Consider the following 3,173-nt stretch of genomic DNA (forward strand, 5'->3'; position numbering starts at 1 on the left):
GAGCTGGCCTGCGGGTGGGAACGGCTTGAAGGGTTGGTTGCCACCGCCGCCGAGTTGACGGACACGATGGCCGCTGACCCCTTGGCGCATGTTGGCCAAGGCTATCACCGGTTCCGGCGCTATGCCCCGCGCATGCTGCGCGTGCTGGATGTCAAGGCAGCGGGTGTCGCAGCACCCTTGCTACACGCCAGCATGCTGATCGCAGACGATGAGAAACCCGAGACACGGCCGGTGGGCTTCCTGCGGCGCGGCTCGAAATGGCATCGCCACCTGAATGCGCAGGAGAAGGATGGCCATCGGCTTTGGGAAGTGGCGGTGTTGTTCCATCTGCGGGATGCGTTCCGCTCCGGCGACATTTGGCTCTCGCACTCTCGGCGCTACAGCGATCTGAAGCAGGCCCTGGTCCCCGCTGAGGCGGTGAAAGACATACCAAGACTGGCCGTGCCGCTTGATCCGGAAGCCTGGCTGGCCGACCGTAAGGCACGCATGACCGACGGCCTGGCACGTCTGGCCAAGGCGGCGCGTGCGGGGGCCATCCCCGGCGGATCGATTGAGAACGGCATCCTGAAACTCGACCGCCTGAGCGCCGCGGTGCCCGATGAGGCGGACGAGCTGGTGCTCGATCTCTACGACCGGCTGCCCGCCGCCCGTCAGGGCGAAGCCATGAACCTCATCAACGCGAAATACGGCTCCGAGCCGGGCCTCAAGGCCTACACCCATGTATCCGACCAGTTCGGCCCCTTCGCGACCCAGAACATTCCGGCCACCGTGAGCGAAGCGCCCTACATCCTGGACGGGCTGTTGATGAACGAGGCGGGGCGGAAGATCACAGAGCAGTATGCCGACACCGGCGGCTTCACCGATCACGTCTTTGCCGTGACGTCGCTGCTCGGGTTCCGGTTCATCCCGCGTATCCGCGACCTGCCATCCAGACGGCTCTACCTGGGGTCTGCTCCGGTAGAGGGCAGGATCGTACGTTAAGGCTGCCACTATTTGTTAATGGCCTTCAATCCATGCCTCGAGATTACTAAATCTACACTTGCGCAAGTTGGTCTCTGAAATGGTGACATAAAGCGCACCGACATCTCCCCACATCCAGCCGATCGCCCCATCGGTCGCCACTTGAAATAGGAGCTGATAACCTTGATCGAGCGAGCCATCTTGGACAGGATTTGGGAGACCGCCCAGACGATGCGGCAGGCCTGGTTCAATGTACTTCGCTCTTTCTTCTACATCTTCCGTCAAATCCAGCGGCAAAGCTACTAATGCTGTGCTATCGCGGGTATACAAGTCCAAAATGTCCTCGCGGACCGCCATGTCCAAGTGCTTCTTTAAGTGAATTTCGCTGGTGCGCTGTTGTAAAACAGAGAATTGTTCTATCCAGTGAAGCGCTGAACCTTCAGAGAAGGTGGCTGTCATATCTTCCCACTCCTCCGCAGAGATAGGTGTCTCAGGGTCTTCGGCATCAATTCTCTGCATTGCAGCTTGTGCTGCAGCCGAAATCCGTGCACCCCAATCCAGAAATTCCGTGCCAAGCTGTTGAATTTCTTGTGTCAAAGCACCTTCTGGGTCGGGCTCCGGGTATTGAGCGATCAGATTTTCAAGGGACTTTCGATATCCCTCAAATCGTTGAATATTCCAGACAGCGTTCTCTGTCTTCGCCAGCCCCTCCTTTTCATCGGCCTTATGTGCCTGTTCAATTTCTGCTTTAATCCCCTCGAAGCGCGCAATCTCTGAATCAAAGCCGCGGTAGGCTCGATTGACCCAACCGACATTGCGTTCCTCTCGAACCTCGGCCTCAACCCTCTTATAAAGATCTCTATCTCGGGCATACTCATACAGGCGTCCGCCGGGAAACTCCGGGTGTTGCAACACGCGCGATCTACATGTTTTTTTAAACTCTTGATGATCAAACTCAGGTGCATCAAGCAGCCCACCAACCCCGGCAAAACTACGTTTGAACTCCGCCGGCTCCAAATCCCGCAGAACGCCTTCGATGACATAGCGTGCACCTCGCCAGGTCAGCGGTCGATCCAGTGAAAAAGGATTTCCATATAATCCATTCGATGCGATGGGGCCGTCATAGAGGTCTTCGGCTTGAATAGAGCGCGAATCGTGTTCCTTGGGTTCTGCCTTAGAGAGGCATTCGTCTTGCACAACGATGTCGACAGGCCATTTTCGCCAGAGCTTTGGAACTCCTGGCCTGATGTTAGGCGCACCATAGTCTATGTAGTCTGACATGGAATGTCGGACGGTCGGGGCATCTTTTGGGGGCTGGCGTTCCGATCCCAGACGATTGATGTGCAGGACCTGTACGTCCTTGTTCTCTGCGTGGTCTTCAAGTTTCAGGGTTTCAACGAATAGCAACAACCATCCTTTGCGTGGCCCCATACCCTTCCACAGTTTCTCCGGCAAATCGGCGCAACAAATCTGTGCGATGAAGTGCAGAGGCGCACCTTCCGCATCACGCGGCCATTTACGTAATTTTGGCATCATCGGAAGGCCGCCCAACCACGAGTGGGGAACTTCATCAAAGCGAATTGGAACTTGGCGTTTCAGGATGACGGAGGTTTGTTCCAAAGGAAGCGTCCTGTGCTTAGGTATGGGCCGAGCTACGTGATCAATTGAGCACGAAGACAATAAGCAACCAAATGATAATTTGTATCGGCGTTTGTCTTGGTTCTGGCTGTCGCCAGTCGGGCCTTGACCGCCGAAACGGAGATACCCAGCGTCTTTGCTGCACTTTCCAGTGTCGCATCGTTCGCAAGGATTTGGATTGCGGCCAGTTCCTTTTCCGAGAGCGTACGGTCCTCCGCTATTTCGTGAACCAGGCTGCTGACCAAGTTGCTGACGTGTAGCATCTCCTGGTCCTCAAGCTCACGATCCTCGCGCGCGACGGATACAAGGGTTTTGTTTCTATTGACCATACGTACAAAAGCGGCGCCGTACATGAGGTTGTGCTTGCGCGCCTTTTTGAAGATGCTGCCGAAATCCGGGAGTTTGACTTCTGACCACCGGATATCGCCATTGGATTTGGCCAAGGCCCAAACGAAGACCGGGTCGAGGAAATGGAAGGAACTGGCCTCATATTCTGCCTGCCACTCGGCAGGATAGGCATTGTCGATGTATTGCGGACCATGGCGGGTGAAATTCAAAATGGCGCAGTACCCGGC

The 3,173-nt window shown here is 56.1% G+C and carries 2 protein-coding genes and 1 pseudogene; 1 reads left to right on the forward strand and 2 read right to left on the reverse strand.

The features are described 5' to 3' along the window. Positions 1-945: pseudogene (locus WBB85_RS04435) on the forward strand (Tn3 family transposase); the annotation flags it as partial. A gap of 51 nt (positions 946-996) precedes the next feature. On the opposite strand, the gene WBB85_RS04440 reads toward WBB85_RS04435, so the two are convergent. Together WBB85_RS04440 and WBB85_RS04445 are read right to left on the reverse strand one after the other, a co-directional pair. After that, positions 997-2,580, reverse strand: coding sequence for a DUF1963 domain-containing protein (locus WBB85_RS04440; protein ID WP_432637417.1), 1,584 nt, complete (start codon positions 2,578-2,580; stop codon positions 997-999). Positions 2,581-2,612: 32 nt separating this feature from the next. After that, the coding region (locus WBB85_RS04445; protein WP_432637418.1) for an autoinducer binding domain-containing protein at positions 2,613-3,173 on the reverse strand (561 nt) is incomplete at its 5' end.

This window comes from Albidovulum sp. (assembly GCF_049646345.1).
Classification (GTDB): domain Bacteria; phylum Pseudomonadota; class Alphaproteobacteria; order Rhodobacterales; family Rhodobacteraceae; genus Albidovulum.